Source organism: Bradyrhizobium erythrophlei (genome assembly GCF_900129425.1).
GTDB classification, from domain to species: Bacteria; Pseudomonadota; Alphaproteobacteria; order Rhizobiales; family Xanthobacteraceae; genus Bradyrhizobium; species Bradyrhizobium erythrophlei_C.
This window is the reverse complement of sequence record NZ_LT670817.1, coordinates 3,227,363-3,251,945: the sequence shown is the minus strand read 5'-3', so window position 1 is coordinate 3,251,945 and position 24,583 is coordinate 3,227,363. Positions and strand designations below refer to the sequence as shown.

Below are 24,583 nucleotides of genomic sequence, written 5' to 3'. Positions count from 1 at the left end.
GGAGTGAACGTGATCCTTCCGAAAACGGGAATCCGGTTTCGGGAATTATTTTGTGAGATGGAAACATGAAGAGATCCGCAGCCGAAGTCATCCGTGAATATGGACCCTTTCCGGGCGTCGACCGCGTCGGTGGGGTCACATATGATGGTCAGTCCGTCTGGATCGCCGCCGGCGACAGACTGAACGCCTTCGATCCCGCGAGCGGGAACACGCTGCGCTCGATCGATGTCGCCGCGCATGCAGGAACGGCCTTCGATGGCCAGCACCTGTTCCAGATCGCCGAGGATCGCATCCAGAAGATCGATCCCAACACCGGCCATGTGCTCGCGACGATTCCGGCGCCCGGCGGCGGCGGTGATTCCGGGCTCGCCTGGGCCGAAGGGACGCTCTGGGTGGGGCAATATCGGGAGCGCAGGATTCATCAGGTCGATCCGCAGACGGGCGCCATCCTTCGCACCATCGAGTGCAGCCGCTTCGTCACCGGGGTCACCTGGGTCGACGACGAACTCTGGCACGGCACCTGGGAAGGTGACGAGAGCGATGTGAGGCGGGTCGATCCTCGAACCGGAGAGGTCCTGGAAAGGCTCGATATGCCGCCCGGCGTCGCCGTGTCGGGACTGGAGTCCGACGGCGGCGACCGGTTCTTCTGCGGCGGCGGCAACAGCGGCAAGGTGCGCGCGGTCCGCCGGCCCAGGCGAGTCTCGAAGGCGGGCAGCGGCTCGGCGATGCCTGTTGACTCCACGAGCAAGTAGTCGAATCGGCACTCGAAGGGAAATGCGAATCCGGACGCACGGAGCATTTCCCGATTCCGGAGAACGCCGAACCCCTTGCCAATCAGCAGAATATCTTCGCGTTGCAAAATGCGACATGTATGCTGTTCGATCAATTGCCGATATCGCGGCCTCTCGCTGGCGCCTCAATGCGCGTCGGCACGGCCTGCGGGATCGACGTTCGGCGCAAGTGCCAGTTCCGCGTCAGCGGCGACATAGCGGACATGGCGGTAATCGCGGATGAAGCTGATCCGGCCGTCGCACCACCCAAGCCACATCATGTAACTGGGTTTCGGATCGGCGCGTTCCTCGAACACCGCGATCACTTCCCTCCCCTCGAGCCATGCAGGCACAAGCCAAACATTGCTCCTGGCATAGATGGTGAAAAACATGCCGACATCCGCACGTCCGACGCGAAGCGGGTGCGCGGACTGCTTGAGCTTCACGTCGTCGGCCAACAGTGCCCGCAGGGCGTCCCAGTCGCGCCGGTTGAAGAGGGCCGCATAGCGGGCCGCGGCGGCGGACGCCGGGCGCGTCGCCGCAGGCGGCCGGGCTTGCGCATTGATTTCCCGAAGACGCGAGCGGCCCCGCGCCAGATGGCCCTTCACCGCGTCTACCGTGAGGTCAAGCAGAGCCGCGATGTCGATCAGCGACTCGTCGAGCACGTCCTTGAGGATGACGACGCTGCGCTGCAGGGTCGGCAGCTCGACAAAGCGCGACACCGCGGTTTTGACCGCTTCCTGGCGCATCAGCATCTCCACGGGGTCGGGGCTGGACGGGTCGGCAACGTCACTGGCGGCGTCGATCGGTTCGGCCGCGCGCACCGCCCCGCCGCGCAGCAGGTCGAGCGCGCGGTTATGGGCTATCCGAAACAGCCAGGGTCGAAGCGGCGGCGTCTCGTCGAAGTCTTCCGACTTAAGGTCTTGCAACGCTGCGAAAGCCCGGACCAAAGTGTCCTGCACAACGTCCTCGCCGTCGATCACCGATCCCATCAGACGCGCGCAATAGCGATGTAGTTCGGGCCGCAGCTCCTCGGCCAAAGCGAGGAGCTGCGCCCGGCGGTCGCGCTCCAGCGGCTGCGACCCTGCACTCAATCGGCAAACCCCTCGATCATCGTGACGCCGGCGGCGCCGGTCAGCCCAAAGGCAAAGCCTTCGGCATGAATCGGGTCGTCCAGCACCGCCACCACATTCTCACCGAACATCCTCGGCGGCATCGGCGTCCCGAAGCGGGCCACGAACGCCTCGGGCTTGATGCCCATAGCCCGCGCGTAGGCGCCCGCAGCCGTGTCGCCGATCCCGGTGCCCAGAACCATCTGCCGCGGGAGGATGGTCTGGAAGACGATACCGAGCTCCCTTTGCTGTGAAACGCGATTGGCGTACCGGGCCATGAACCAGAGCATGCGCTTGGCGCCGCCATAGCCGCCCGACATTGGTGATCCATCCACGGCCGCACCGCTCGATACTACCAGCACGCGACTCCCGGGCTTGAGCGGCAGATTCAGCGCGGCCTGCAGCCAATGCAGCCCCGCTTTGACATCGTGTTCCCAGGGGGCGGTGAAATCTGCCCAGGTCATCTGATCCAATCGCCCCATCGGCGGCTTCGTGCCGGCGTTCAGCGCCAGGATGTCCGGCCGGACCTCGCCGAGAACGCGATGCGCGGCGGTCTCGTCCGTTACATCGGCGGAGATCGTGGCGACCCCCAGCCGGTTGCGAACGGAGTCGAGTGCATCGGTGTCGCGGGCCACGACCGTCACCCTGGCGCCGTGCGCCACCAGGGCCTCGACCAGTCCGAGGCCAAGACCACGGCTTCCGCCGGTGACGACGACATTCTTGTCTTTGAGGCTCATCGGATTCTGCTCCATTGTTGAGATGTAGCTAGAACGATTGAGGCGGGGAAAAAGAGTCAATCAACCTCGCCCCGGGGAGACTTTCGCGGAGTTCGTTTGGCTTCAGGCTGGCACCGGCGCAGGCTGCGTCTCACCCCTGGAAAACGGCCTGAACGTCAATGCGATCAGGAACGCGCCAAGTCCGACCGCCCATGAACCGATATACAGCCATGCGTAACTGGCGAACGTGTCGTAGATCAAACCTCCGGCGACCGGCCCGGTCGCCATCCCAAGGCTGCCGGCCATGGCGGTTCCGCCGATCACGGTGCCCATCATCCGCAGCGGAAAATTCTCGCGCGCCAGCACCGAATAGAGCGGCATGGTGCCGGCATAGATGAAGCCGAACAGCGCCGCCACGGCGTAGAACGCGGCCAACTCGCGCACGAAGACGTAGCCGAGCGCGCCGAACGCCTGAGCGAGCAACCCCGAGACCAGCACGCGTTTGGCTCCGAAGCGGTCGCCGAGCAGGCCGAAGGCGATACGGCCGCCCATCCCTGCCAGCCCCTCGACGCTGTAGATCGTAACGGCTGCCATCATCGGGATCCCGCAGGTGACCGCATAGCTCACGGTGTGAATGATCGGGCCCGAATGCGTGGCGCAACACAAGAAATTCGTCGCGAGCAGGATGATGAATTGCGGCGAGCGCAACGCTTGCGCGAGCGACATCTCCGGCGGCGGTGCGCCGTCACCAACCGGGGCGGCGTTGCCGCTCGCGAGCGCCGGCGGGCGGCGCACCAGCAGCGAGACCGGGATCATGATGGCGGCGACAACGGCGGCCACGACCAGCATCGAGGTTCGCCAGTCATGGTGCGAGACCAGCCAGGCGGAGAGCGGCGACATGATCAGCGGCGCCATTCCCATGCCGGCCGAAACCAGCGAGACCGCAAGGCTGCGATGGGTGTCGAACCAGCCGGTGACGCACGCCATCATCGGCGCAAAGATCGCGGAAATCGAGCCGCCGACCATCAGGCCGAACATGATCTGAAATGAGAGCAGCGATGGCGCCCGGCTGGCCAGCGCGAGGCTTGCCGGCAGCACGATCGACCCGGTCAGCACCACCGGCAGCGGCCCGAGCCGGTCGGACAAGGTGCCCCAGATCATGCTGGTGCAGGCCATCGCAAGGAAGCCGATCGTCATGGCGCTGGACACACCGGTCACCGACCAGCCGGTATCGCGCGCAATGGGTTGCAGGAAAACCGGCAGCGAAAACATGCCGCCGATGGCAACACAGCCCAGAACGCCTCCGGCCGCGACGATCACCCAGCGATAGGCAGAATTGGTCATTTCTGATCTCCCATACAGCAATCTCCGGGTGGAAGACGAATGGGATGGGGCAGAACCGACATGCGCATGGAAGATTCTCTTTGAACGCGGAGCCTGCACAGTGGATCCGCGAACCCAGTCCAGCAATGTTTGCAGCAAGGCGCAATAGGCGGAGCCTGTCATCGGGCACGCATTCACGCGGCCCGGTGGCTATCGCGTCCTGTCAAATGATGGCGACCGATCGGAACGCGCTTCGAGCCGTTCCATATGTGGATTGGCGTTGCAAAGTCGATTAGGCTGGCCGCCAACCAAGAGTCTGTTCTTGACAGAGGCGCCGCGTATAACCGGGGAAGTGCTGCACGTCGATGGCGGCGCACATCTGGGAAGATGGTGACCCGGATGAGCGCGCAAGCCAGCGCGGAGCAGCGGCTGCGCGAACTCGACATCGCGCTCGCCCCGCCGCCCACCCCCTTCGGCGCCTATGTCGAGGCAGCGAAGATCGGCGATCTGCAGCAGTGCGCAAAAAGACCGTCACCACGCTATTGCGATTGATGTCGCTTCGGCCACGTGCCATCGCGGTGACGATGGACGTCTGCGATGGCGGAGCAATCTAAGATACGGCAGCTTCGCCGACGAGGGCCCGAGTCGCCTCGGACTGAGGACGTACCAGAAAATAGAATGCGGCGATGTGCGTGATCATCAGCAGCGGTACGTAGATGATCGGGATCGCATAGGTGGCGCCCAGCCACTCCGCGTGAGCAGGAAGGCCGACCTGGATGGCGTCGTAATAGTCGACGATGAGGTCGACCGTCCCTACCAGATTGAAGGCGACGACGAACAGCCAGAAGAGCGGGCGTATCCTCACCGCGAGAAGCGCCAGCATGGCCAGCACCCCGGTTGCGAAGTCGCCGTAGGCGGCGAACACGGCGAAGTCGGCGGGCAGATTGGGGCTGACGACACCGGGGAGGATGAAGACGAGCCCGAAGAAGCGGAAGCTATGCAGAGTAGCGATAGCGCGTTGCACTGCGACCCGGTCCATTGACCTGAGCCACGGCAGACCGTATGCGCCGAAGCAAAGCAGCCAGGCGACATAGCCTAGAATAAGATGGGTTCGGAACAGGATTTCCGTGGGCATTTTGGCCTCCTATCAGATGTTGGTTGACGCGGCCTCGAACACCGCGCTCAGGATGCCGATCCGGCCTTCCGTGAGATTCCGTCCCAGGTTGGCGGAAAGCTGCGCGAAGTCCGGTCCCATCACCACGCCGAGATTTGGCGAAGGCGGCGGCCCCGACAAGCGCAGCTGCGCGAACCAGGCCTTGGCGACCTCGGTGTCGTCTCTCCATGCCAGCATGCGGAAGCCGGCGGGTTCGATCGCCTCGCGCGTCGCGTCGACTGTCAGGAGGAAGCTCGTTGCCGGCGTCCGCGCCCACGGCACGGGATAATGCGGCTCACCGCCGTTCGATACGACGTCGAAAGTCGCGAACCTGCCACCGGTCTTCAGCACGCGACGGATCTCGCGGTAGAGCCGCGCCCGGTCGGAGACGTTCATCGCCACATGCTGTAGCAACACTGCGTCAAAGCGGCCGTCGTCAAATGGAAGCTCCAGCGCGCTGGCGGTCTGGAACGACACCTGCCCGCTCTGTCGGGTGCGCTCGGTCAGATAGCGCGCGGCGTCCACGAACGGCTCGCTGAGGTCGACGCCGGTCACCCGGCAGCCATAGGTCGCAGCCAGAAAACGCGCCGGCCCGCCGACGCCGGAGCCGACATCCAGAACCGCCGCGTCGGCGGCGATCCCAGCCAATTTGGCGAGCTCGGCGGTCGCGGCGAGACCGCGGGTGTGAAACTGGTCGAGCGCGCCCAGTTGCTGGGGCGTGAACTGCTGATCCTCCGGCCCGAGGGCCATCAGCGCCGTCTTCAGCCGTTCGGTCAGGCCGGTCGTGCGATAGTGGTCGCGCACGTCATCAAGAACATCGGTCATTGCAAGGCTCCTCTTAGCGCCCGAGAGCGCGTAGAACTGGGAACGGAACGTGCGAGGCAGGTCGCGCCCGAGCGCCGCTCGCTTGATTGTCGCGCATCTCGGGCCTCGACATCACCGTGACTCCTGATTTGCAGGTGAGATGTACGACCGCTTCCGGCCCGCGACTATTGGTGATAATGTCGATGGGCTATGAAGCAGAACTTCACAGTCAGGCAGGGCGCGCTCGACGGCGTGGAGGCGTTCCTGAGCGTTGCGCAGCACCGCAGCTTTCGCGGAGCAGCGGCTGAACTGGGAGTCACGCCATCGGCGATCAGCCAGGCGGTCCGCACCCTCGAGGCGCGCGTCGGCGCCGCGCTCTTCATACGTACAACGCGCAGTGTCGGCCTGAGCGAAGCCGGCGAACGATTTCACGCGCGCGCAAAGCCCGCTTTCGAGGAGCTTGTCGCCGCAAGCGAGGTCGCGCGTGACCTTGGGCAGCGGCCTGCCGGACTGCTGCGCCTCACGGCGCCGCGGGCGGTGGTGCCGATCCTGCTGGAGCCGCTGATCGCATCGTTCTGCCAAGCCTATCCCGATGTCGAGGTGGAGATCGACGCCAGCGCGGATCTGGTCGATATCGCCGCCGAAGGATTTGACGCCGGCATCCGGCTCGGCCAGTTCATCGAGGCCGATATGATCGCGGTGCGTCTGACGCCGTCGCACCCGCTGACTGTGGTCGGCAGCCCCGCCTATCTGCGTCGGCGGCAGCGGCCGGAACTCATCGACGATCTGCGCCGGCACGCCTGCCTGCGCATGCGCCGCTCGAACGGGTCGATCGCGCCCTGGTCCTTTGTCAACGGCAACGAGGCAGTCGAAGTCATCGTTTCAGGACCTTTTATCGCCAACGACATGCCCACGATGCTTGGCGCGGCGGTGGAAGATATGGGGCTCGCGCAAGTGCCCGAGCCGATCGCCGCCAGCCTGGTGAAAGCGGGAAAACTCGTGCACGTACTGGAGCCGTTCGCGCCAATGGCGCCGGGCGTGTTTCTCTATTATCCCGGCCACCGGCAAGTAATGCCGAAGCTGCGAGCCTTCATCGATCACGTGAAGAGCCGCTCCGGTGCTACCAACAAGACCCCGATTCACATTGCTGACGGGCGTACTCGCAGCGTGAAAAGGCGCTGAGCTGGGTAGCGCGGAAGCTCCGCGAAGCAATCCATAGCCGCACAGAAAGAGTGGATTGCTTCGCTTCGCTCGCAATGACGGCGAATGCAGCCACACCTCCGCATTCTCGCGGCGCGATGCGTCCGAGGTTTGCCAAAAACATCCGCCCTTTAGAACAGAGGGCGTGGGGAATGCCGGATGCCCGATGCACCCGCAGCCTCGTGTGCGCTATTGGTAGTAAGTATGCACACGAGTATTCACAGCGAGCCACCGGAGTCACCCGGCATTCCCGCACGCGATGGTTTACGGCTTATACCGTGCTCTCCCCGGTGATCGGCTTTCTTGCCACCGTCGTTATGCGGATCACTCCGCAAACTTGACACCAGCGTCGGGGTGTCAGGACCACACGTCTTCGCCATCCGCCAGCTCAACTCAATGCGCTCGTCAGTCGCACCGCCAGCGTCCACCGCATCCCGCCCCGCGTTCGTGACGATCGCGAGCGCCCCTCTCATCGGAACGAGACGGCGAGAGATATACAGCCGATTTGCCTATTCTGAAAATCAGAATATTTTTTGCAAGAGGGCTAGACAAAGCGTTCGGGCGGCGCGCTTTTGATTTGCCTGTCGGGCTGTTGGCAGAGCTCACGCATTCCTGGAGCAAGTCGGTTTCTGGATGAATCGATCAGGTGCCCTTTACCTCTCCCCAGCGGGGAGAGGTCGATTTGCGCAGCAAATCGGGTGAGGGGTGCCTTGCTATTAAAGACCGTAACCCCTCACCCGGCGCTACGCGCCGACCTCTCCCAAGGGAGAGGTAAAGTCGCGGTTCGCTTCGGTTCGTCCCGGTTCAATGAAATATCATCTCACGCCCTAATAATTGATCTCCATCCGCAGTCCGCGGCTGTCAATTTCATCGCCGCCGAAACGCGCAGTGCTGTCGCGCGCGGCGATCGCGCACGCACAGGCGTCGATCAGATCGTCGCGGCCGATTCCCGTTCCGTAGCGTTGCGTCAGCCATTTCGAAATCTTGACGAAACCTCGATCGGCCAGAATCTTGATGCGTTGCCCACGGCCGGCCTCCGACGTCTTTCGTTGCAGGCGAAGATGATTGTTGAGCTTGAAGAAGATCAACTCCGGATGCGCCTCGCCGATGGTGGCCTGACGCCCGGCCGTGATGAAATCGTCGACTTCCCTGATCTTGTCTCTGATGTTCCAGAGCTGAGCGGAGACGCCCATTCGCGGGCCTTCATGCTGCCAGTAATATTGGTTGGCGGAAGCCTGATCCGGAAATTCCAGAGGTTTCGGCGCGCGCCCATGAAGACTGCGGCGCCAACCAGTTCGCGGGCACTGATGTCTCAGCTGCGGTGACCGGACATTTTCAGGCCGATCGGCATGTCGATCATCGCGCGCCGGTGCGGCATCGAGAGCAGCCGGCTCAGTGCGCACGAATAGTCGAAGCCGTGGTCGCCCCGGTCATCGATCCAGGCCGCGACCCACCCTCCCCGGAATCCGTCAAGCCCAATATAGCGGGCCATATTCTGCTCCTCAGCCACCATGCGCTTTGCTCGATCGCCCGACCCGTGGATATACATAAATTCGAATGTCTACTTTACGTCCGCCATTATCCATTCTCGCCCGTCGCACGCGCCGCGTAGCGGCTCTCCATAAGGTCGAAGGCCTGCTTGTCCACCAGCCTCTGGCGCTCCGCGAATGACGTAACGGCGCGCTCATCGAGGACGCCCTTTTCCTTTAGCGCCGACAGCGTCGACTGCATGCCATGCACGGCTCCTTGCAAGGCGGCGTTGGCGTAAAGCACCAGGCTGAACCCCATTTCGGCCGCCGCTTTCTCGTCGACAATCGGTGTCTTGCCTCCGAGCACCATGTTGACGAGCTGAGGCGCCTTCAGGCGACGGGGGACAGCTTTGAGGTCTTCGAGGCTTTCTGGAGCCTCGACGAATGTGACGTCCGCGCCCGCTTCGATGTAACGACCGGCCCTCTCAATGGCCGCCTCAAAGCCTTCGACGGCACATGCATCGGTACGTGCAATGACAACCAAATCTTGCCGTCGCGTGTCGACCGCTGCCCGCACCTTGCCCGCCATCTCCTCCAGGGAGATCAAATCCTTCCCGTCGAAATGACCGCACCGTTTAGGCGCACGCTGGTCCTCGATTTGAATGGCGCTCGCTCCGGCTTGCTCCAGGATCCGAACCGTATGAGTGACGTTGATGGCGTTGCCGAAACCGGTATCGATGTCGACGATCAGCGGCAGATCGATCACACACCGGATCGCCATCACATGATCGGCCACCTGGCTCAGATCCATGAACCCGAGGTCCGGCAAGCCGAGGTGCATATTAGTGAGCCCAGCGCCAGTCAGATACACTGCCCTAAAGCCGAGGTCAGCAATGATCCGGGCAGCGAGCGCATTCGGCGCGCCGGGCAAAATAATTCCTTTCTCGTCGCGAAGCATGGTTCGAAGCGTCTGGATATGAGATGTCGTCATCGTTTCGCTCCTGTGTTTTAGCCCGTAGGGCTGCTCCCGGAAGATCGGCCCGTACGACCGGTCTACACCGTTAGACCGGCGCCGAACGCTCAGAAGGGTACGGGGCGGATTGGACCCGTAGGCGTAATCCGCCATCGCTGACGTCGAAGAGGCGGGTTACGGCTTTGCCTACAACCCGCTCTAGGCGCACTTGGCGGAAGTCAGTTTCACGAGCTAATATCGCGAAGTTGCCAGGGGGAGATTCTATCGTGGCGTTCGGCGTTTTCATTCACCGCTCCGACTCTATCTACGAAGACAGCCCTGCCGAACGCTACCAGTTTCCCAGCCAATATCTCGCTCGCGTCGAGGCATGCGTCGGCGACTGGATCATCTATTACGAGCCACGAAAAGCGCTTGAATCGCGTGGCTACTTTGCCCTCGCAAAAATCCAGCAAGTCATCCGCGACCCAAGTGCCCCAAGTATGTATCTTGCCGTCATCGAACCAGGGAGCTATCTGGATTTCGTCAATCCAGTCCCATTCCGGGACGATGGCGGACTTATCGAGCGGGGCCTACTGAACGAAGAAGGGAAAATTTCCGGACGCGCCCAATCCGCGGTTCGGCCAATTTCTCTGGCGGACTTCAACCGTATCACCAAACAAGGATTTCCCGACGACATTGCCACGCTGCCGCGTGTCGATGCATCTTCAGCTTTCCCTGGTATGCAGGAGAGCCAGTCCGTCTTCCAACACGAGCAGGAACGGAACCGCGTCGCTTATTTGACTTCCCGCATAATCCGAGATCGCGTGTTCCGCCGGAACGTTCTGCAGGCTTACGACTCCCGCTGTGCGATTACATCCCTTAAGTTGATCAATGGCGGCGGGCGCGCGGAGGTCGAAGCCGCGCATATCAGACCGGTGGAAGCTAATGGGCCTGATATCGTCAGCAACGGAATCGCCCTATCCGGGACGGCGCATTGGATGTTTGACCGCGGCTTGATCAGCATTGCGGACGATCGCGAGATCCTGCTCTCACGACATGTGAACGATACCGCCGGCGTGCGCGCCATGATCAACAAGACCGGACACATTCTGCCTCCTGCCCGCGCCGTCGATCAGCCCCACCCTCATTTCTTGCGGTGGCATCGCGAGAACTGCTTCAAGACATGAACGGCGCCCTGAGATGGATAGTTGCGGTGAGATAGCCCATGGCGGATAGGAGCCGCAGACGTAATCCGCCCTCGCTGGCCTTGAAGTGGCGGTTACGGCTTCGCCTACAACCCGCCCTGCCCGCTACCGGCAGGCCGGGTAGCCGAAGCGCTTGATGATTTCGCTGCCTGAAATTGGATGAAAGGCGAACGTATCCATGAAATGCTTGTCGGTGACATACTGTTGCAAGGCCGCGTTATAGGTGCTGAGCATTTGCTGCGTGGTGGAGGGGTTGATAATGCCCTTTTGCATGGAGCCGCCCGCGTGAAACAACAGCGTCGCGCCTGGCGTGACGCAGACATTGCGTATCGAAAGGAACATCGTGCAGGCGGATTGACAGTGACTGTCGATGCGAAAGCGCTCGCCCGATGCGTTATACTGCTGGATCACGTTCAGGAATCTTCCAAACGCGGCTTGGTCGCGTGCGCCGTAGCCCATGCCCAGGGATGATACTGAGCCATCTGCGTAAGCCGGCTGGCCCGCGAGGCCGCAGAAAGTGCAAAGAAATCCAAGCGCGCCCAACGCGCGCAGTAATCGCTGCCATTGATGCAAAACACTCTCCTAAATCGGCTGGATTTTGATAATCACTTTCGTCCCGACGGGTATGCGAGGGACTTAATTTTGCGCGAGAAGGTAATTTTGCCGGCCGAATGGCCGGAGTCAAGCCGCTCTGCCCATCTCTTTCAACAAAGGCTGCCGCTCACTCCCACTCGATTGTTCGCATCGTGCCTAATGAGTTGATTTGTCGTTGCAAAAAATTTCTCCGCCTTGAAAACTCCCGTCGCCCGAACCGTCAGATGCGCATGGCTTTTGAATTCAAAGAGGAATTTGATCGTTCCAGAAAATCTCCGCTTTCAGCGACTATCAATATCGATCGGTCCACTTTTCCCGAATCCACTGGCGACGCCGCACCGCCGACATAGCCGAAGACTACCGTCAGCAGCGCGAGGGATTGACCGCGATGTCGCTTGGAGCAATCGCAGCTCGGCTTCCAACCGGATTATGGCAAGCGTCGCCGGCGACCTGCCGCGCGTCAGTCGCGCGATATGGACAGCCCCGCGAGAAGCGGAGCGTACGCGGCGAGCCTGCGGGATACGAACTCAGTGAAGAGCCGCACGCGCTTCGTCTTGCGTGTCTCCCCCTGTGTGAGAAGCCAGAGCGTACCGTACATGTGCAGGTCGGTGCCCGGCACCCTCACCAGTAGGGGGTCGGCATCTCCGACGAAGCACGGCAGTGTCGTCATCCCGAGCCCTTGCCGTACTGCAACGATCTGCGCCTCGGCGTCCGTGGTCCTGAACGGAACCCCCGTGGTGCGAACCTCACCCTCGCGGGTCCAGTCCGGAATTCCATGAATGCTTATGACGATCCACCGGATGGGATCAGGCGCGCCCGCACGCCACGCGGCTAGTCGATCGCGGGACATGTAGACGCCTCCGAACAGCTCCGGTCCCTTCAGGCCGTGAAGATTGAGCGGCAGGGTTTTGCGGTCGTAGACGACGCGGATCGCGACGTCGGCCTCTCGGTTGGTCAGATTTGCCAGCTCGCCGGACGACAAGATTTCCATCTCGATGTCCGGGTGCAGACGCGCGAAATCGGCGAAGTCCGGCATGAGCAGGTGTGTCGCGAGGGGCGGTGCCAGCGTCACCCGCAGAAGCCCGCGCACGCTCTGGTCGCGCCCGAAGACGCGCGTCTCCAGCAGGTGCGACGACGCTTCCATCTGGTCCGCGAACTCGAGGACCTCCTCGCCCGCAGCCGTCAGGCGGTAGCCCGAAGGCAGCTTTTCGAACATGTGCACCCCGAGGCGTTCCTCGAGCTGGGCGATGCGTCGCAGCACGGTCGAGTGGTTCACACCGAGGCGCTCGGCGGCAGCCCGTACCGAGCCCCCGCGCGCGACGGCAAGAAAGTAGCGAACGTCATCCCAGTCGATCATGGTGCAATCCCGCACCGCGGGGTTTGCCTTCCAAAGCCCGTGTCCAACACCATCGAACATCCTCTCGAATGTGGGGTAGCACGGGCGGTGGTCATAGCCTATGCCGACCAGCACGGCCCAATTCTGAACGGCGGACACCGATCGTCGCGGCTGGCGTCAGTCGTCCAGCCGGATCGATTTCGCACCACCGATGTGCGCGCTTCTGCACTCAACGCCTGACGCCGGCAGACCTATGTCGAGGTTCTCGGGGAGCCTCCCCGAACGACCAAAGACGGAGTCTGAAGGAAAAGTCATGGGAAAGCTTGAGGGTAAGGTTGCAGTCATCACGGGTGGATCGAGCGGCATGGCGCTGGCGAGCGCCAAGCGGTTCGTTGAAGAAGGCGCCTACGTTTTCATCACGGGCCGGAGGCAGGAGGCGCTCGATGAGGCCGTCAAGCTGATCGGCCGGAACGTGACCGGCGTGCGCGGCGACGCGGCCAATCTCGACGACCTCGACCGCCTGTTCGATACGGTCAAGCGGGTAAAGGGTAGGATCGACGTCCTGTACGCGAGCGCCGGCACGGGCGAAGCCGTCCCACTGGGCGAGATTACCGAGCAGCATTTCGATGCGACCTTCGGCCTGAATACGCGCGGCACGCTGTTTACGGTTCAGAAGGCGTTGCCGCTGTTCAACGATGGCGGATCGATCTTCATGACCGGGTCAGTTGCTTCGGCGAAAGGTTTTCCTGGTTACGGCGTGTATTCGGCGAGCAAGGCGGCGTTGCGCTCATTCGCACGCACTTGGCTCAACGAACTGAAGGACAGGAATATCCGGGTGAACGTGCTGAGCCCGGGGCCGATCGCCACACCGATGCAGGACCAAGTTCTCACCGAGGAGGCGAAGCGGATGTTCGAATCTCTGATCCCGCGGGGAAAGATGGGGCGTCCTGAGGAAATTGCGGCGGTCGCGCTGTTTCTTGCTTCAGACGATTCGAGCTTCGTGAATGGGGTGGAGTTATCTGTCGACGGCGGCTTCTCGGCCATCTGAATTCGCGCCGGATCGCCGGAAGTGGCTGACCGTCCGGCCGCGAGGAAGTCGTTCACGGCAGGACGTCTACGCGTCAATTCAGGAATTCGAACCGATGACGCGCATCGCTTGGGGTGGCGGTCCGAAGATCTCGCGAAGGTCGCCATGCAGCGAAACGAATAACCCAGCGCCGTTGAAGGCCGGGGAATCTCAATGTCAACACGGATCGGAGAAGTATTATGAGCTATGCGATTGTAGGATTCGGTAAGATAGGCCAGGCCCTCGCCCACGCCTTCGCCCGTAAGAACATCAAGGTGGCCGTCGCGAGCCGCCGCCCGCCCGAGGCGTTGGCGCCGCAGGCTCGGGCGATTGGACCCACGGTCGTCGCCAAGTCGCTGCGGGATGCGCTCGAGGCCGACACAATCATCTTGGCGGTCCCGTTCGGGGAACATCGCGAGGTTGCGAAGGCCCTGCCGAGCTGGAAAGGCAAGACGGTCATCGACGCGATGAACGCGTTGGTTCCCCTTGAGGAGCTGGACGGTCTCCCGTCCTCCGCCTTCGTCGCGAAGGCGTTCACCGGCGCCAAGTTCGTGAAAGGTTTCAATCACCTGGTTGCGGCCACCCTGGCTGCCGATCCGATCGTCGAGGGGGGCCATCGGGTCGTCTTTCTGTCGAGCGACGACGAGGACGCAACCGCTCCCGTGGCGGATTTGGCCAAACAACTCGGGTTCGCACCCGTCAAGCTGGGAAAACTCAACGAGGGTGGCGCGCTGGTGCACGCACGCGGCCGCACTTGGGGCCAGCTCATCTTCCAGGATTTGTTCAAGAAGGAGCAGTAATCGATCTACGATCGTGTGATCGACGCCGAGAACTGGTCGAGCGCGCTAACTTCTTCGAGCAGCGCGCGACCGAATATTTGAAGGCCACAAAGTCGCGAAGGTTGGGGTGGGCCTGACGGCGTATGGGCGCCGTTCGAAGAGCGGGGAGACGCCCGACAGAGCGGCAGTTCTGCGGGTCGCTTAGAATCTATCGACTGCTATCGATGGCCTGGGATTCGCTCGAGTGTCCTCTGCTATCCGATACTACTCCACGGTACTCCCCTTCACTCCCACTCGATCGTCCCCGGCGGTTTTGACGTCACGTCGTACACCACCCGGTTGACGCCCTTGACCTCGTTGATGATCCGCGTCGCGGTCTCGCCCAGGAATTTCATGTCGAAGGCATAAAAATCCGCGGTCATGCCGTCGGTCGAGGTCACCGCGCGCAGGCCGACGACATATTCGTAGGTCCGTCCGTCGCCCATCACGCCGACGGTTTTGACCGGGAGCAGCACCGCAAAGGCCTGCCAGATCTTGTCGTACAGGCCGGCTTTCCGGATCTGGTCGATATAGACGGCGTCGGCATTGCGCAGGATGTCGAGTTTTTCGCCCGTGATCTCGCCGGGGCAGCGGATCGCGAGGCCCGGGCCGGGGAACGGATGGCGGCCGACAAAGATTTCGGGCAGGCCGAGTTCGCGCCCCAACACGCGGACCTCGTCCTTGAACAGTTCGCGCAAGGGTTCGACCAGCTTCATGTTCATGCGCGCCGGCAGGCCGCCGACATTGTGGTGCGACTTGATCGTGACCGACGGGCCGCCGGTGAACGACACGCTTTCGATCACGTCGGGATAGAGCGTGCCCTGCGCCAGAAAATCGGCGCCGCCGATCTTCTTCGCTTCTACATCGAACACGTCGATGAACAGGCGGCCGATGGTCTTGCGCTTCTGTTCGGGGTCGGTGACCCCGGCAAGCTCGCCAAGGAAAAGTTTTGACGCATCAACGTGAACCAGCGGGATGTTGTAGTGGTGGCGGAACAGGTCGACCACCGTCTTGGCCTCGTCGAGCCGCAGCATGCCGTGATCGACGAACACGCAAGTGAGCTGGTCGCCGATCGCCTCGTGGATCAGCACCGCGGCGACGGCGGAATCGACGCCGCCGGACAGGCCGCAGATCACCCTGCCCTTGCCCACCTGGGCGCGGATTTTCTCGATCGCCTCCTCGCGGAAGGCGCGCATGGTCCAGTCGCCGGTGAGGCCGGCGACCTTGCGGACGAAATTGCGGATCAGTTTGGCGCCGTCGGGCGTGTGCACCACTTCGGGGTGGAACATCAGCCCGTAATATTTGCGCGTTTCGTCCTGGATCACTGCGAACGGCGCGTTCGGCGACACGCCTGCGACGACAAAGCCGGGCGGCATTTTGGTGATGCGGTCGCCGTGGCTCATCCAGACCGGATGGCGCTCGCCCATGCCCCAGGTAGCGTCGAACAGATGGCTCGCCGCTTTCACTTCGACATCGGCGCGGCCGAATTCCCTGTGGTGGCCGCCCTCGACCTCGCCGCCGAGTTGCGCCGCCATGGTCATCTGGCCGTAGCAGATGCCGAGCACGGGCACGCCGGAATCGAAGATCGCCTGCGGCGCGCGCGGCGAGCCCTCCTCGTGCACCGATTCCGGGCCGCCGGAGAGGATCACCGCCTTCGGCTTCATCTGAAGAAACGCCGCTTCCGCCTTCTGGAACGGCACGATTTCGGAATAGACGCCCTCCTCCCGCACCCTTCGCGCGATCAGTTGCGTCACCTGGCTGCCGAAATCGACGATCAGAATCTTGTCATGCGCCGAGGCCACGGAGGGCGTCGGCTCGCGGGCTGGCTGTTGGGCTGTCATGGGTAGGAAGTAAACGACGGGCAGCGGCCTCGCAACCCCAAGAACCCGGCCCATCAGCCGTCATTGCGAGCGTAGCGAAGCAATCCACGCTTTTTTTGCGCCGAGAAATGGATTGCTTCGTCGCAAACGCTCCTCGCAAAGACGACTTTCGCTGCCGGGGATGGGGTCGAAACCCTTCCAGAGCCGTCATGGCCGGGCCTGTCCCGGCCATCCACGTCTTAAAATGGGCGACGAAAGCAAGACGTGGATGGCCGGGACATCCCGATCAAGTCGAGGACAGGCGCCCGGGCATGACGAGTTTGGGGCTTCAGCCCGTCCGACGCAGCACCGACACAAAAAACCCGTCCGTCCCGGTGCGGCGCGGGGTCATCAACAGCCCTTCCGGGGATTGCAGCGTGGCGGCGGCGAAATCTTCCGCCTTGTCCCACAGCACCGTCACGGTCTGCGACGGCGGCACCACTGAAAATTCCGGATGGCGGGCGACGAAGCTGCGGATCTGCTCGCCGTTTTCCGGCGGCAGCACCGAGCAGGTGATATAGGCGATCCGCCCGCCCGGCTTTGTCAGGGCGGCGGCGCGGTCCAGCACCGTGACCTGGTCCTTCAGCCGCACCTCGAGCGCGCCCGGGCGCATCCGCCACTTGGCATCGGGATTACGCCGCCAGGTGCCGGTTCCCGTGCAGGGCGCATCGATCAGGACGAGGTCGGCGGAGGCGTGGATGTCGCTTAAGGTATCGTTCGGGCCCTTCGGCGTGCGCACGTCGCAATTGTGGACGCCGGCTCGCGACAGCCGCTCATAGATCGGCGCCAGCTGCCGCTTGTCGTGGTCGGTCGCGATCAGCCGGCCCTTGCCGGCCATCATGGCGGCGAGCGCGAGGGTCTTGCCGCCGGCGCCGGCGCAGAGATCGATCACCTGCTCGCCGGGTTTTGCCGCCGATAACAAGGCCGCCAGCTGCGAACCTTCATCCTGCACTTCAATGGCGCCCTTGATGAAATCCTCCTCGGCAAGAATGCCGGGACTGCGGGCGTCGGCGCCGAGTTCGATGCGCAGGCCGACCGGCGCCCACGGCGTCGGCGTCGTCCCAAGATGCGCGGTCGATCCCAAAACCTTCTCGCGTTTGGCTTTCAGCGTGTTGACGCGCAGGTCGAGCGGCGCCCGGCTCGCCATCGCGGTGGCTTCCGCGACGCGGTCGTCGCCGAACACCTGCGCAAGGTAGCCGTCGAGCCATTCCGGGTAATCGCCGGCGACATGCGCGGGCGCATCCTTCAGGGATCGCGACGTTAGCGCGGCGCGCTCGCCGTCCGTCAGCGGCTCCGGCGCAAAGCGGCCGCCGTCACACAGCGCGGCGATGGCGTCGACATCCATCCCCCGCTCGAGCTTCAGCATGCCCAGCGCCCGCACCCGCGGCGTGTCGGCGTCCATGATCCAGGCGCTCGAGGCGCGGCGGCGCAGCACGTCCCAGATCAGGCCGGAGATCGCGGCGCGGTCGCCCGAACCGGCATAGCGGTGCGCGGTGCCCCACTCCTTCAGCGCCTTCGCTGCCGGGATGCGTTGCGCGTCGATGGTTTCGATCAGTTCGATGGCCGCGGACAGCCGGGCTGCGGGAGTCATTCAAAACTTTCAGTTCGAGAACGGATGGCGCGCTCAGATCAGCAGCAGGATCTTGAGCGCGAAGTAGAGCCACATCGCAAGCAGCACCAGCACGCCGGCGAACCATGCCAGCGAGCGTCGTCCGAGATCGTTGGAGGTGACAAAAATCCCGGCATGCACGAATCGCGTGACCACGAACACCCACGACATCAGCACGATGAACAGATCGGCATGGCGCAGCGGAAGCGCCAGCGCGATCAGGATGTAAAACAGCAGCGGCAGTTCGAACTGGTTTTTGAAGCAATTGCCGATCTGGGTGGCGCGGACCGGCCAGTTCGGCTGTCCCAGCGCGATATCCCTGATCTTGGTCTCGCCGCCGACCAGTGCCCCCCGGCGCGCGCCGGCCATCCACAACAGCAGCCCGAAGGTGAGACCGATCAGCACGAAGACAGGCAGCAAAACCATTTGAACTGACATTGGTATTTCCCCCGGGCCTGAGTGTGAGCCCCCCGCTATAGCGAGCACGGTTCGGCCTGACAATGAATCCCGGCCGGCGGCGTTGAACCACAATCCGGACTCCAGTGACTACCTTGCAGTAGTTCCAGCGATTTCCGTCTCAAACCCGTTTTAGCGCTCCGCGAGATGCTGCCATGAACCTGATGTCCCCGATGCTGATGGGTGTGGCCCATGCCGCAGCACTTCCCGGCGATTCCGTGGCCTCATTGCTCAAAACGGTCGCCGACAGCACCGGCCTGTTCGCCGACGACAGCCCGGACGGCTGGCTCGGCCTGCTGACATCAGCCGTCGCCGGCCTCGCCGCCGCCCTCGCCGTCGCAATTTCGCTGACTGTCTATTTCCGGAGCGGGTACCGGAGCGTCCGGGATATCGTCAGGCACGGCCTTGCCGCCGCCGCAGTGTTCGGGCTGCTCGCCTTCGTGGCCTACGACATGCGGCATGCCACGCTGGCCTATCTCGGCATGAATCCCTCAAAACCCGCGGTCGAGTTCGAAATCCGCCTGCCGAAAACCGCGGCGTCCGCCATGGCCGACAGCCAGGTCGAACTGCATACCGACCAGAACCAGACGCTCGCCCAGGTGCAAGGCGCGCTACCGTCGGCCGACGACGGCCTCAGCGTGCTCAGGGGTTCGGTGCCACTCGATTTCCGCACCCGCGACCGCGTCATGATCTTGGATCTGCCGGGTCAGGCCCAGATCGAGTTCAAGCTGCGGCTGGCGGCAGACCCAAGTCGCTCCGATCAGTTCGGACCGTGGCATCTGGCCGATCGGATCTCCTCGCCGAAAACAGGCGAAGCGATCCGCACCGGGCCCCATGACGCCTTCGCGATCCGCTATCGCGTGCTCTGAGCCGGCAACAAACAGGTGCGGTCATACCCCGCCACCGGGTCTCGCCCTTGGCGAGCCCGATGACAGGCTCCAGCGGGGTATCCAGTACGCCGCGCCCTATCGATCAATCGCAACGGCTCTGGGACACTGGATCGCCCGCTTTCGCGGGCGATGACAGTTGTGCCTGCTGACGTTTTGCGATCGTCACCATTCTGATGCCGGCCGAATATATGATCGGGCCGGGAGGACCGTCGCATGCCCGAATTTCGCCTGAGCCAGATTTCCGACACCCATCTTGCCCGCCGTCTGTCGAAGCTGACGCACAACTTCGATCGGGTGCGCGACCATATCGACGCCACGCGGCCCGATCTCGTCGTCAACAGCGGCGACCTCGCCTTCGACGGCCCGACCAATCGCGACGATCTCGACTATGCCAAAACCCTGCACGACGCGCTTCCCGTGGCCTGCCGTTTTCTGCCCGGCAATCATGACATCGGCGACAACCCGACCCAGGTCGGTCCGCCGCCGCCTCAACCGGTGACGGAACCGAGCCAGCAGGCGTACCGCGCGATCTTCGGGCCGGACCGCTGGCGTTTTGACGCCGCCGGTTGGTGTTTCATCGGCCTGAATTCGCTGGTCATGAACACCGGGCTTGCGAGCGAAGCCGAGCAATTCGACTGGCTGGCGTCGCAACTCGGCAACGTCAATGGCAAGCCGGTCGCGCTGTTCCTGCACAAGCCGCTCTATCTGAATTGCCCCGACGATCCGGAACTGGCGGCTTCCGCGATCCGCTACGTTCCGATGCCGGCGCGGAGCCGCCTGATAGAAATGCTGGGCGCGGTCGATCTGCGGCTGGTCGCCAGCGGCCACGTCCACCAGCGCCGGGATTTTACTTATGGCCGCCTCAGGCACATCTGGGCGCCGTCCGCCGGCTTCGTCATTTCCGATGCGAAGCAGGAAGTGATCGGCATCAAGGAAGCCGGACTGGTGGAATACCGCTTCCAGCCCGACAGCTTCGAGGTTCGTCACGTCCGGGCGCCGGGCCAGATCGATGTCGATCTGGATTCGCTGTTCGGCACGGCCTCGAAGGACTAGGGCCCGGCCGCGGAGTCGGCGGTGGTCATCGCCCGCAGCGACTGCAGCGACGTGGATTTCCACGAGAACGCCCAGGCGAGGCCATAAAATCCGAGGGCCAGCAGATAGAGGAAGGCAAATCCGAAATACATCGAATTGTATTCCATCACGCCGCCGAACAGGGCGCCCATCAGATTGTAGGCGAACGCCGTGGAGATGTTGATCCTGGCCTCGCCGATCAGGCTGGAGAAGATGATCCCGGCAAAGAACAGCGGAATGGTCAGCACGAAGCAGCTCACCGCCAGTTGCACCAGCGGTGGCCCGGCCATCCATTGGCCGTGACTGGTCGCCAGCCCGTATCCGACCAGCAGGCTGACGAACAATCCCAGATAGGCCGGCCCCGCCAGCCGGCGCGTGGTCCGCGTCACGATCAGGTTGGCCAGGAACGCCATCACCAGCACCAGCATGATGGCGGCCGCGATGACGAACCAGGTTCCTCCAAGATGCAACCCGAGTTCGGTGATGGCCTTGGTCTCCACCAGCATGAAGCCCGAGCCGAGAAAGAAGAAGGGCACGTAGCTGCGGTCGATCGGATCGGAAAAGCCGATGGTCTTGCGCACGAAGTAATAGCTGAGCAGCAGCACCATTCCGAGCGCGATCATATAGGTAACGGGAAAGCTGCGCTCGACCATGTAGAAGAACGGCCAGTCGTCGGTCGGAACCGACGATTCCGGATAGGGCTGCGAGAAATAGTTCGAGACATCGGTGAAGCCGAACGAGGCGAAGGTGGTCGCGTCCGGCATGGTGACGGGGGCGCCCTTTCGGACCACGAAGGCGGTGGTCTTCACGTAATCATAACCTACCCGCACGGCGAGCGGCTTGCCGGCGCCAGGCAATTCGCTCAGGATCTTCGACAGCTTGAACCCCAGCGCTTCGTTGACCAGCGTGAACGAGATCGAGAGCACACCGTTCGGCTTGAGCAGCTTGAAGGCTTCGGCGATTCCTTCGCGCGTATAGACATAGGAATCCACGCGCAGGTTGGATGCATGGCTCAACGCGGTGTGCGAATCCAGCACGCCATAGACGATCAGGTCATATTGCTGGTTCGCCGTGCGGAAGAAGTTCCGCGCATCGTTGATCGACAGGTTGACGCGAGGGTCGTCGTAGGGATGCTCGGGATGATACTTTTCGCCGAGAAACGCGATCGCCGGATCGATTTCAATGGCGTCGACATGGGCCGCGCCCATCCGCAAAGCGGTCGCCACATCATTGCCGCTGCCGGAGCCGACGATGGCTACGCGCTCCGGCGCCTTCTTGAAGTTATAGGGAAACTCGTAATAGGCGCGAACATAGCGGTCGGCATCGGACTCCTGCGCGCGCTTGTTGTCCGCGAAATTATAGACCTTCTGATAGTAGCTGCCGCCCGACAGGATCTGCATCAGCCCGTCGGCCTTGGCGGTTCGTTCCAGCAACTGGTACGGCGAATAGATCCGCTGCGTCTCGGGTTGCACGGGCCAGGCCAGGATGGCCAGCAGCACGCAAAAGCTGCCGATCCCCACCGAAAGGAATTCGTCGCGCGAGAGCACGAACAGCAGCATGATGCCGCCCATCACCGCGAACCAGATCACCGGCGGCGTCCAGTACAGGCTCATCACGAACAACGCGATGACCCCGAGAATGCTGCCGCCCAGATTGAGGCTGTAGGCGTTGAGCGAATTCGAGCTGTGCAGCAACTTGCCGCACAACTGCCCGACCGGATAGCAAATGCATGCGCAGATGATGAAGCTCGCCCCGAGCAGGAAGTAGACCGGCACGTCGAACGTGCTCAGCCAGCCGATCGAGAAGATCAGATAGGCCGAGCCGGTATCGTAGCGCAACAGCGTGATGACGCCCACGAACAGCGCCAGCATCGGCAACACCAGCGCCGGCGCACAGGGCTGCCGCTCGGAGACGGCGTAACCCGCGCCGAGGCCGAGGAAGCAGGCCAGCATGGTGAAATTCTTGTAGAAGGAATAGACCGGAAATACCGAAGCGAGCCAGCGGATCAGCACCAGTTCCAGCAGCAGGCTGAGCATCGTCACCAGCACGATCATTCGGATCTTCGTCGTGGTGCTCAACGTCGCATAATCGGCTTCGAAGCTGGCGCCCATCAGCCGGACCTGGCTTTCCAGCGGCTCGTCGAACCAGCCCCAGCGGAACAGGACGCCCACCGCGACCAGCCCCAGCACGATCCGCAGTAGGCCGATCGCCGGTTCCGGCGTCGTGGTGCTTTCGGGCTGGAACAGGCCGTAAACCCCGATCGCCGCATAGACCAGCAGCAGGCCGCTCAGCGATATGCAGAAGATGCGAACGAGGCTGCGATTGGGATTGTGAGCGGAATTCATCTTGGACCGTGCCGGGAGCGTTTCGTGTGGCGCGCTCCCGCATCAGCCCATCGTGAAGCCCACGAATTGCTCGTGACCGGAATTCCACGGAGGGTCGAGCGTGCGTCGAAAGCAACCTAGGCAGGTTTGCTTAAGAGGCTGTTACCGCATCGCGCGACGATGCGGCTGCCGCGGTTTGACGTTGATGACAGATTAACGCCGGCAGGCAGGTTGTATGGGCTTAGCCATGAAACCCCGATCGCTCCACCCGGAAGCTCGCGCCGGCGGTCCGGCGAGAGCGTGACTCTGAGGCGGCTGAACGCCCGCTATTGTGCTTTCGCAGAATAAAGTGCCGTCCAATCAATAGTCGGGGTAATAGGCCGGGCCGCCATAATAAGCATAGGCATCCACAGGCACCACTACGACCGCGGCCGGCCCGATGGGCCTGCCGACGATCACCGGCGCGAGGCCGGCCGGCCCGGGCCCGTAGTAATCACGACGGAAATAGTAGCCCGGCCGGGGCGTGGCCCTGACGCCGTAGCCGCCGGTCAGGTAGTTGGAATTCGGATATTGCTGGCCCATCGCGGCTGGTTCCTGAGTGGCTTCCTGAGCCATCGCCGGGCCGGCCAGCATCGCCGCGGCGATCAGTCCGGCGCATACGATCTTCGATTTGGTCATCGGCGTTCTCCATCTGAATATGGAAGCCAACGACACCCGCAAAAGGACGTTCCCGATTCCCGTTCAAGGAAGCGTGAGCTGTGAACTGCGGTTGCGATCGCAAGTCCGGTGAGTACGTGAACCGGTCTTCGAGGACCGCGGCGGTTCAGGCCTTGTCCGGCCCGACCCGCACCAGCTGCTTGCCGAAATTGGCGCCCTTCAACAATCCCATGAAGGCGCCGGGCGCGCTGTCCAGTCCCTCGGTGACGAATTCGCGATGCTTGACCTTGCCCTCGCGCACCCATTGCGACATGTCGCGCAGGAAGTCGGCATGACGCGCGGCGAAATCGCTGACGATGAAGCCGCGGATGGTCAGGCGTTTGGTCAATACCGCGCGCATCATCGAGGAGGCCCATTTCGGCACCGATGCTTCGGTGTCGTTGTATTGCGCGATAAGGCCGCAGACCGGCACGCGCGCGAACGCGTTGAGCTGCGGGAATACCGCCTCGAATACCGCGCCGCCGACATTCTCGAAATAGACGTCGATGCCTTTCGGGCAGGCCGCCTTCAGTTTGGCCGCCAGATCGGGATCGCGGTGGTCGAGGCAGTCGTCGAAACCGAGTTCTTTTTTCACGTAGTCGCATTTGTCTTTTCCGCCGGCGATGCCGACGGCGCGCGCGCCCTTGATTTTCGCGATCTGTCCGACCGCCGAGCCGACCGCGCCGGATGCCGCCGCAACCACCACGGTCTCACCCGGCTGCGGCTTCCCGATATCGAGCAGCCCGGTGTACGCCGTCATGCCGGGCATGCCGAGCACGCCCACTGCCGTCGAGACCGGCCCGAGCTTCGGATCGATCCTGGCCAGTCCCTTGCCATCCGACAGCGCATGGGTCTGCCAGCCGGCGCGCGACAGCACGATGTCGCCTTTGGCAAAAGAAGGATTGTGCGACGCGATCACCTCGCTCACGGTGCCGCCCTCCATGACGCCGCCGATCGGCACCGGCGTCGCATAGGACGGGCCGTCGCTCATGCGTCCGCGCATATAGGGATCGAGCGACAGCCAGATGGTGCGCAGCAGGACCTGACCCTCGCCCGGCACCGGTATCGGGTGATCCTCAAGGCGAAAATCCGATGCCTTGGGCTCGCCTACCGGGCGGGAGACCAGAACGACGCGCTTTGCAGATTGCGACATGGTTGTT

22 protein-coding genes and 3 pseudogenes are annotated in these 24,583 nt (G+C 62.9%); 10 read left to right on the top strand and 15 right to left on the bottom strand.

Annotated features, from left to right (window positions below; genetic code table 11):
- Positions 1-65 precede the first annotated feature (65 nt).
- Positions 66-752: a PQQ-binding-like beta-propeller repeat protein gene (locus B5527_RS15350; protein ID WP_079602208.1), complete on the top strand. Its 687-nt coding sequence runs from the start codon at positions 66-68 to the stop codon at positions 750-752.
- A 164-nt stretch (positions 753-916) separates the two neighbouring features.
- Here the strand turns inward: B5527_RS15350 and B5527_RS15345 are convergent, their stop codons facing one another.
- The 3 genes from B5527_RS15345 to B5527_RS15335 all read right to left on the bottom strand — a co-directional run bounded on the left by B5527_RS15345 (position 917) and on the right by B5527_RS15335 (position 3,942).
- On the bottom strand, positions 917-1,864 hold the full coding sequence (locus tag B5527_RS15345) for a sigma-70 family RNA polymerase sigma factor (protein ID WP_079602207.1): 948 nt from the start codon (positions 1,862-1,864) through the stop codon (positions 917-919).
- Entirely contained in the window at positions 1,861-2,619 is a 759-nt protein-coding gene (locus tag B5527_RS15340; protein ID WP_079607292.1) for an SDR family oxidoreductase, read from the bottom strand. The genes B5527_RS15345 and B5527_RS15340 overlap by 4 nt, the downstream gene beginning before the upstream one ends.
- A gap of 102 nt (positions 2,620-2,721) precedes the next feature.
- Positions 2,722-3,942 (bottom strand): MFS transporter, encoded by a 1,221-nt coding sequence (locus B5527_RS15335; RefSeq protein ID WP_079602205.1) that lies wholly within the window; start codon positions 3,940-3,942, stop codon positions 2,722-2,724.
- A 295-nt stretch (positions 3,943-4,237) separates the two neighbouring features.
- On the opposite strand from B5527_RS15335, the pseudogene B5527_RS43930 reads away from it, so the two are divergent.
- Positions 4,238-4,315: pseudogene (locus tag B5527_RS43930) on the top strand (3-oxoacyl-ACP reductase); the annotation flags it as partial.
- A pseudogene (locus B5527_RS43925) lies at positions 4,309-4,431 on the top strand (RidA family protein); the annotation flags it as partial. The pseudogenes B5527_RS43930 and B5527_RS43925, both read left to right, overlap by 7 nt.
- 100 nt (positions 4,432-4,531) lie before the next feature.
- Here the strand turns inward: B5527_RS43925 and B5527_RS15330 are convergent.
- Positions 4,532-5,056, bottom strand: coding sequence for a hypothetical protein (locus tag B5527_RS15330; RefSeq protein ID WP_079602203.1), 525 nt, complete (start codon positions 5,054-5,056; stop codon positions 4,532-4,534).
- A 12-nt stretch (positions 5,057-5,068) separates the two neighbouring features.
- Complete coding sequence (locus B5527_RS15325) at positions 5,069-5,899, bottom strand: class I SAM-dependent methyltransferase (protein ID WP_079602202.1); 831 nt, start codon at positions 5,897-5,899, stop codon at positions 5,069-5,071.
- Positions 5,900-6,088: 189 nt separating this feature from the next.
- Here B5527_RS15325 and B5527_RS15320 point away from each other — a divergent pair, with 189 nt between their 5' ends.
- Positions 6,089-7,060, top strand: a complete 972-nt coding sequence (locus tag B5527_RS15320; RefSeq protein ID WP_079602200.1) for a LysR family transcriptional regulator — start codon at positions 6,089-6,091, stop codon at positions 7,058-7,060.
- Between the two features lie 845 nt (positions 7,061-7,905).
- Here the strand turns inward: B5527_RS15320 and B5527_RS15310 are convergent.
- Both B5527_RS15310 and B5527_RS15305 read right to left on the bottom strand, forming a co-directional pair.
- Positions 7,906-8,570 (bottom strand): annotated as a pseudogene (locus tag B5527_RS15310) (DUF429 domain-containing protein).
- An 86-nt stretch (positions 8,571-8,656) separates the two neighbouring features.
- Positions 8,657-9,505: an isocitrate lyase/PEP mutase family protein gene (locus B5527_RS15305; RefSeq protein WP_154072261.1), complete on the bottom strand. Its 849-nt coding sequence runs from the start codon at positions 9,503-9,505 to the stop codon at positions 8,657-8,659.
- Between the two features lie 281 nt (positions 9,506-9,786).
- Between B5527_RS15305 and B5527_RS15300 the strand changes: the two genes are divergently transcribed.
- Entirely contained in the window at positions 9,787-10,686 is a 900-nt protein-coding gene (locus B5527_RS15300; protein WP_079602196.1) for an HNH endonuclease, read from the top strand.
- Positions 10,687-10,809: 123 nt separating this feature from the next.
- On the opposite strand, the gene B5527_RS15295 is transcribed toward B5527_RS15300, so the two are convergent.
- The gene (locus B5527_RS15295) at positions 10,810-11,277 is read right to left on the bottom strand and encodes a hypothetical protein (RefSeq protein ID WP_154072260.1); all 468 of its coding nucleotides are present in this window, start codon (positions 11,275-11,277) and stop codon (positions 10,810-10,812) included.
- A gap of 98 nt (positions 11,278-11,375) precedes the next feature.
- Between B5527_RS15295 and B5527_RS45910 the strand changes: the two genes are divergently transcribed.
- Positions 11,376-11,648 (top strand): hypothetical protein, encoded by a 273-nt coding sequence (locus B5527_RS45910; protein WP_210199314.1) that lies wholly within the window; start codon positions 11,376-11,378, stop codon positions 11,646-11,648.
- A gap of 110 nt (positions 11,649-11,758) precedes the next feature.
- Here B5527_RS45910 and B5527_RS15290 read toward each other — a convergent pair whose 3' ends face one another.
- Entirely contained in the window at positions 11,759-12,655 is an 897-nt protein-coding gene (locus B5527_RS15290; protein WP_079602191.1) for a LysR family transcriptional regulator, read from the bottom strand.
- A 292-nt stretch (positions 12,656-12,947) separates the two neighbouring features.
- Here B5527_RS15290 and B5527_RS15285 point away from each other — a divergent pair, with 292 nt between their 5' ends.
- Together B5527_RS15285 and B5527_RS15280 are read left to right on the top strand one after the other, a co-directional pair.
- The gene (locus tag B5527_RS15285; protein WP_079602189.1) at positions 12,948-13,682 is read left to right on the top strand and encodes an SDR family NAD(P)-dependent oxidoreductase; all 735 of its coding nucleotides are present in this window, start codon (positions 12,948-12,950) and stop codon (positions 13,680-13,682) included.
- A gap of 218 nt (positions 13,683-13,900) precedes the next feature.
- Entirely contained in the window at positions 13,901-14,500 is a 600-nt protein-coding gene (locus B5527_RS15280; protein ID WP_079602188.1) for an NADPH-dependent F420 reductase, read from the top strand.
- A 263-nt stretch (positions 14,501-14,763) separates the two neighbouring features.
- Here the strand turns inward: B5527_RS15280 and guaA are convergent, their stop codons facing one another.
- The 3 genes from guaA to B5527_RS15265 all read right to left on the bottom strand — a co-directional run bounded on the left by guaA (position 14,764) and on the right by B5527_RS15265 (position 18,424).
- Positions 14,764-16,359, bottom strand: coding sequence for a glutamine-hydrolyzing GMP synthase (gene guaA, locus B5527_RS15275; RefSeq protein WP_079607290.1), 1,596 nt, complete (start codon positions 16,357-16,359; stop codon positions 14,764-14,766).
- A 307-nt stretch (positions 16,360-16,666) separates the two neighbouring features.
- On the bottom strand, positions 16,667-17,968 hold the full coding sequence (locus B5527_RS15270) for an RsmB/NOP family class I SAM-dependent RNA methyltransferase (protein WP_079602186.1): 1,302 nt from the start codon (positions 17,966-17,968) through the stop codon (positions 16,667-16,669).
- Between the two features lie 33 nt (positions 17,969-18,001).
- Positions 18,002-18,424 carry an MAPEG family protein gene (locus B5527_RS15265; protein ID WP_079602184.1) on the bottom strand — a complete coding sequence of 141 codons (423 nt, stop codon included), beginning with the start codon at positions 18,422-18,424 and terminating at the stop codon, positions 18,002-18,004.
- Between the two features lie 173 nt (positions 18,425-18,597).
- On the opposite strand from B5527_RS15265, the gene B5527_RS15260 reads away from it, so the two are divergent.
- Entirely contained in the window at positions 18,598-19,311 is a 714-nt protein-coding gene (locus tag B5527_RS15260; protein ID WP_245332610.1) for an acriflavin resistance protein, read from the top strand.
- 234 nt (positions 19,312-19,545) lie between these two features.
- Positions 19,546-20,385, top strand: a complete 840-nt coding sequence (locus B5527_RS15255) for a metallophosphoesterase family protein (RefSeq protein WP_079602182.1) — start codon at positions 19,546-19,548, stop codon at positions 20,383-20,385.
- On the opposite strand, the gene B5527_RS15250 is transcribed toward B5527_RS15255, so the two are convergent.
- From B5527_RS15250 to B5527_RS15240, 3 genes are all read right to left on the bottom strand, one after another.
- A complete protein-coding gene (locus B5527_RS15250) occupies positions 20,382-22,748 on the bottom strand; it encodes a hypothetical protein (RefSeq protein WP_079602180.1) in 2,367 nt (788 codons plus the stop codon). The genes B5527_RS15255 and B5527_RS15250 overlap by 4 nt on opposite strands.
- Before the next feature lie 339 nt (positions 22,749-23,087).
- Positions 23,088-23,405 (bottom strand): hypothetical protein, encoded by a 318-nt coding sequence (locus B5527_RS15245; RefSeq protein ID WP_079602178.1) that lies wholly within the window; start codon positions 23,403-23,405, stop codon positions 23,088-23,090.
- 145 nt (positions 23,406-23,550) lie between these two features.
- Positions 23,551-24,576, bottom strand: a complete 1,026-nt coding sequence (locus B5527_RS15240; RefSeq protein ID WP_079607288.1) for an NADP-dependent oxidoreductase — start codon at positions 24,574-24,576, stop codon at positions 23,551-23,553.
- Positions 24,577-24,583: the final 7 nt, after the last annotated feature.

What these genes read in the sequence shown, in the direction of transcription:
- B5527_RS15350 (WP_079602208.1), top strand. Translation starts at nt 66, where the DNA reads ATGAAGAGATCCGCAGCCGAAGTCATCCGTGAATATGGACCCTTTCCG.
- B5527_RS15340 (WP_079607292.1), bottom strand. Translation starts at nt 2,619, where the DNA reads ATGAGCCTCAAAGACAAGAATGTCGTCGTCACCGGCGGAAGCCGTGGT.
- B5527_RS15335 (WP_079602205.1), bottom strand. Translation starts at nt 3,942, where the DNA reads ATGACCAATTCTGCCTATCGCTGGGTGATCGTCGCGGCCGGAGGCGTT.
- B5527_RS15330 (WP_079602203.1), bottom strand. Translation starts at nt 5,056, where the DNA reads ATGCCCACGGAAATCCTGTTCCGAACCCATCTTATTCTAGGCTATGTC.
- B5527_RS15325 (WP_079602202.1), bottom strand. Translation starts at nt 5,899, where the DNA reads ATGACCGATGTTCTTGATGACGTGCGCGACCACTATCGCACGACCGGC.
- B5527_RS15320 (WP_079602200.1), top strand. Translation starts at nt 6,089, where the DNA reads ATGAAGCAGAACTTCACAGTCAGGCAGGGCGCGCTCGACGGCGTGGAG.
- B5527_RS15305 (WP_154072261.1), bottom strand. Translation starts at nt 9,505, where the DNA reads ATGCTTCGCGACGAGAAAGGAATTATTTTGCCCGGCGCGCCGAATGCG.
- B5527_RS45910 (WP_210199314.1), top strand. Translation starts at nt 11,376, where the DNA reads ATGGCCGGAGTCAAGCCGCTCTGCCCATCTCTTTCAACAAAGGCTGCC.
- B5527_RS15290 (WP_079602191.1), bottom strand. Translation starts at nt 12,655, where the DNA reads ATGATCGACTGGGATGACGTTCGCTACTTTCTTGCCGTCGCGCGCGGG.
- B5527_RS15285 (WP_079602189.1), top strand. Translation starts at nt 12,948, where the DNA reads ATGGGAAAGCTTGAGGGTAAGGTTGCAGTCATCACGGGTGGATCGAGC.
- B5527_RS15280 (WP_079602188.1), top strand. Translation starts at nt 13,901, where the DNA reads ATGAGCTATGCGATTGTAGGATTCGGTAAGATAGGCCAGGCCCTCGCC.
- guaA (WP_079607290.1), bottom strand. Translation starts at nt 16,359, where the DNA reads ATGACAGCCCAACAGCCAGCCCGCGAGCCGACGCCCTCCGTGGCCTCG.
- B5527_RS15270 (WP_079602186.1), bottom strand. Translation starts at nt 17,968, where the DNA reads ATGACTCCCGCAGCCCGGCTGTCCGCGGCCATCGAACTGATCGAAACC.
- B5527_RS15265 (WP_079602184.1), bottom strand. Translation starts at nt 18,424, where the DNA reads ATGTCAGTTCAAATGGTTTTGCTGCCTGTCTTCGTGCTGATCGGTCTC.
- B5527_RS15260 (WP_245332610.1), top strand. Translation starts at nt 18,598, where the DNA reads ATGAACCTGATGTCCCCGATGCTGATGGGTGTGGCCCATGCCGCAGCA.
- B5527_RS15255 (WP_079602182.1), top strand. Translation starts at nt 19,546, where the DNA reads ATGCCCGAATTTCGCCTGAGCCAGATTTCCGACACCCATCTTGCCCGC.
- B5527_RS15250 (WP_079602180.1), bottom strand. Translation starts at nt 22,748, where the DNA reads ATGAATTCCGCTCACAATCCCAATCGCAGCCTCGTTCGCATCTTCTGC.
- B5527_RS15245 (WP_079602178.1), bottom strand. Translation starts at nt 23,405, where the DNA reads ATGACCAAATCGAAGATCGTATGCGCCGGACTGATCGCCGCGGCGATG.
- B5527_RS15240 (WP_079607288.1), bottom strand. Translation starts at nt 24,576, where the DNA reads ATGTCGCAATCTGCAAAGCGCGTCGTTCTGGTCTCCCGCCCGGTAGGC.